This window comes from Enterococcus sp. BSD2780061688st2 D3 (assembly GCF_005844145.1).
In the GTDB taxonomy this organism is placed as follows: domain Bacteria; phylum Bacillota; class Bacilli; order Lactobacillales; family Enterococcaceae; genus Enterococcus_B; species Enterococcus_B durans.
On sequence record NZ_SPHN01000050.1, the window covers coordinates 1 to 2,911 of the forward strand.

General features: G+C 38.2%; 3 protein-coding genes. All 3 read left to right on the forward strand.

Annotated features, from left to right (window positions below; all coding sequences use genetic code 11):
* The first annotated feature begins 535 nt into the window (after positions 1-535).
* Positions 536-958 carry a cupin domain-containing protein gene (locus FGQ66_RS14890; protein ID WP_002307506.1) on the forward strand — a complete coding sequence of 141 codons (423 nt, stop codon included), beginning with the start codon at positions 536-538 and terminating at the stop codon, positions 956-958.
* Positions 959-1,041: 83 nt separating this feature from the next.
* Positions 1,042-1,695, forward strand: coding sequence for an ABC transporter ATP-binding protein (locus FGQ66_RS14895; protein WP_025370695.1), 654 nt, complete (start codon positions 1,042-1,044; stop codon positions 1,693-1,695).
* Positions 1,692-2,456 (forward strand): ABC transporter permease, encoded by a 765-nt coding sequence (locus tag FGQ66_RS14900; protein ID WP_002311027.1) that lies wholly within the window; start codon positions 1,692-1,694, stop codon positions 2,454-2,456. Before FGQ66_RS14895 ends, FGQ66_RS14900 begins: the two co-directional genes overlap by 4 nt.
* The last annotated feature ends 455 nt before the right edge of the window (positions 2,457-2,911 follow it).

Sequence of the window (2,911 nt, forward strand, 5' to 3'; positions counted from 1 at the left end):
AAATTCATCCTCTCGTAGATAAGTTTAATTTATTCTTGTCTCTACGAAAAGCTGTCTAAGATTTGATACTAACACCAATTTAAATAGCATGATAAATTAGAGAAGATAGTTTAATGTGCTTATAGGAACACCCCACTTTTACAGTCACAATCAATAGCCTTGCTACTTTCTTTCGAAATTGATAAGAGTCTAAAGGATTGACAACGCTTGATAGTGAGCATAAACTTAATGTATGCTAGTTAGTTTACAAGTGCAAACTAAAAAAGTATGAAGTGTCGTCTCTGAAATTCTCCCTGATTCAAGTCATAACCAGAGTACATATCGGTTATTTTTTGATTCCATATTTTTTCCTTTATGTGCTGAGGATTAAGGGGTACCAATTGTAATTGCGCGTTATATGGTCTTTGTTTAGAATCGCTCTCCAAAAAGCCAATTTTTTTGCATAGAATTTTTAGATGTGGTACCATTAATTAGAATTATTATAAATAAGAAGTAGGTATCATTGTTTCAGTACAAAGACTAGGAGGAATGGAAGATGGAAATAGACTACAAGGATCATGGGAAGAAGCCGTATATCATTAATATTGAAGACGCCACCACAGGAAATGATAATTACCGGACGACCATTTGGACAGGCAGTAAACTGCAAGTCACCGTAATGTCCATTCAACCGGGCGATGACATCGGTTTGGAAGTGCACGAAGGCATTGACCAATTTATCCGTATTGAAGAAGGAGAAGGCGTGTGTAAAATGGGGCCTTCTAAAGATAACTTACATGTTCAACAAAAAGTGATGGATGATGACGCCGTATTTGTTCCGGCGGACATGTGGCACAACATCGAAAACACCGGTGATAAGCCGCTCAGACTGTATACCATTTATGCTGGTCCAGATCACCTTGAAGGAACGGTTCACCCTACTCATGAAGACGCCAAAAACGATCCAAACGAACACTGAGGTACACTAGGATGAAACAAAAGCCCTGCACCCGTATGGATGGTCCACTGGTGCAGGGCTTTTTTATAAAGGAGAGAAGTGGTATGAGTGATTCATTGTTTCAATTAGAGAAGGTTGGTTTTCAGGCAAACGGAAAACAAATCCTTCAAGATATCTCTTTTACAGTAAACAAAGGGGAAGTGATTGTTTTTTCTGGTCCTTCTGGAAGTGGAAAAAGTACCCTTTTGAAATTAATTGGTACGCTGCTTTCCCCAACTTCCGGAAAAATTTATTATCGAGGTACGGATCTGCAAAAAATCGATCCTGTGGAGTATAGAAAAGAAGTCTCTTATTTCTTTCAAAACGCTTCTCTATTCGATGAGACAGTTCAAGAGAACTTGTCTTTTCCTGCCCGCATAAGAGAAGAAGGATTTGATCGGGAACGTGCAAAAAAATTGTTAGAACGAGTTCAAATACCTGAAACTTACTTATCGAAAGAGGTCAAGGAACTATCAGGAGGGGAAAAACAACGGGTTGCATTGGTCCGAAATTTGATGTATCAACCGAAAGTGTTGCTCCTGGATGAAGTTACCAGTTCATTGGACCAAGAAAACAGAGCGATTGTCCTTGATTTAGTCCGAGACATGATGAAAGACCAACAAACTACGGTGTTGGCCGTCACTCACAACCAGGAAGAAATCGACCAAGCTTCTCGTCTGATTACTATCAAAGGTGGAAAAATGGAGGAATCGAAATGACAAACAATTTGGAAATCAGTAATCTTTCTTTGCTTTTATCTTCTGTCCTCTTGATAGTTGCCTTGTTGATTGATTACAAAGAGAAATTGGGATTAGGAAACGACATTTTTATTGCGGGAATTCGCGCTGTCGTTCAATTATTCCTTATTGGATATGTATTGAGCTACGTATTACGAGTGGATAACAACTTTCTCACTTTAGCGATGGTTTTGTTCATTGTGTTCAACGCTTCTTATAACGCCCATACACGCAGTGAGGGGATCAACCGCTCTTTTAAAATTTCAACGACGGCTATTGGAGTAGGAACAGCCTTGTCCTTACTCATTCTTGTTTTTTCAGGAGTCATTGACTGGACCCCTTCCCAAATCGTTCCAATTACAGGCATGATTGCCAGCAACGCCATGACTGCGATTGGAGTGACCTATCGGTCTTTGAATTCAAAATTTACGGACCAACGCCAACAGGTATTGGAAAAATTGGCATTGGGAGCCAATAAAAAACAAGCGTCCATGAGTATTGTAAGAGAAAGCGTCAAAACGGGCATGGCTCCTTCTATTGACCGAACAAAAACGGTTGGACTTGTCAGCCTACCAGGTATGATGTCAGGGTTGATTTTTGCGGGAATTGATCCTGTTCAAGCGATTCGTTACCAAATTGTTGTGATGTTTATGTTGATTTCAGTTACTGCGATTTCTTCATTTATTGCTAGTTATATGGCTTACCGTGAGTTTTATAACAATCGCAGTCAATTAATTATATGATTTGGGATGATACACTACTCTTAAAACCAGTGGTTACAATTTTATGTAGTTAAAAGAAGACCTCACGAGAATAATTGCAAAAAGAACTTCATTTTTTAAGGAAGAAGGATATTTTTGTCATCGAATCTTTGGAACGACTAGGGCGAAACTATGATGAAATTTTTTATATAGTGCAGTAACTGGATTAAAAGGATATCGGACTGATTGTTTTGAACATGCCTATCCTCAACCAATGAGAACTTTCGACGAAATCATGTTCTAGAAAGAAATTTCTATCCAATAAGAATTCCAAATCATGGACACTATTATCAAAGAAGCTTTAATAGATAAAATATTCAAAGCAGATTCTAAAAAAGTCGATTCCACAAAATATACATGTGGAATGGCAACAGTTTTTTTGACAAATTTTATAAGGTGCAGAACTTCTTTCCGTATGCTATTCCGATTGTCCTTGA

What these genes read in the sequence shown, in the direction of transcription:
- FGQ66_RS14890 (WP_002307506.1), top strand. Translation starts at nt 536, where the DNA reads ATGGAAATAGACTACAAGGATCATGGGAAGAAGCCGTATATCATTAAT.
- FGQ66_RS14895 (WP_025370695.1), top strand. Translation starts at nt 1,042, where the DNA reads ATGAGTGATTCATTGTTTCAATTAGAGAAGGTTGGTTTTCAGGCAAAC.
- FGQ66_RS14900 (WP_002311027.1), top strand. Translation starts at nt 1,692, where the DNA reads ATGACAAACAATTTGGAAATCAGTAATCTTTCTTTGCTTTTATCTTCT.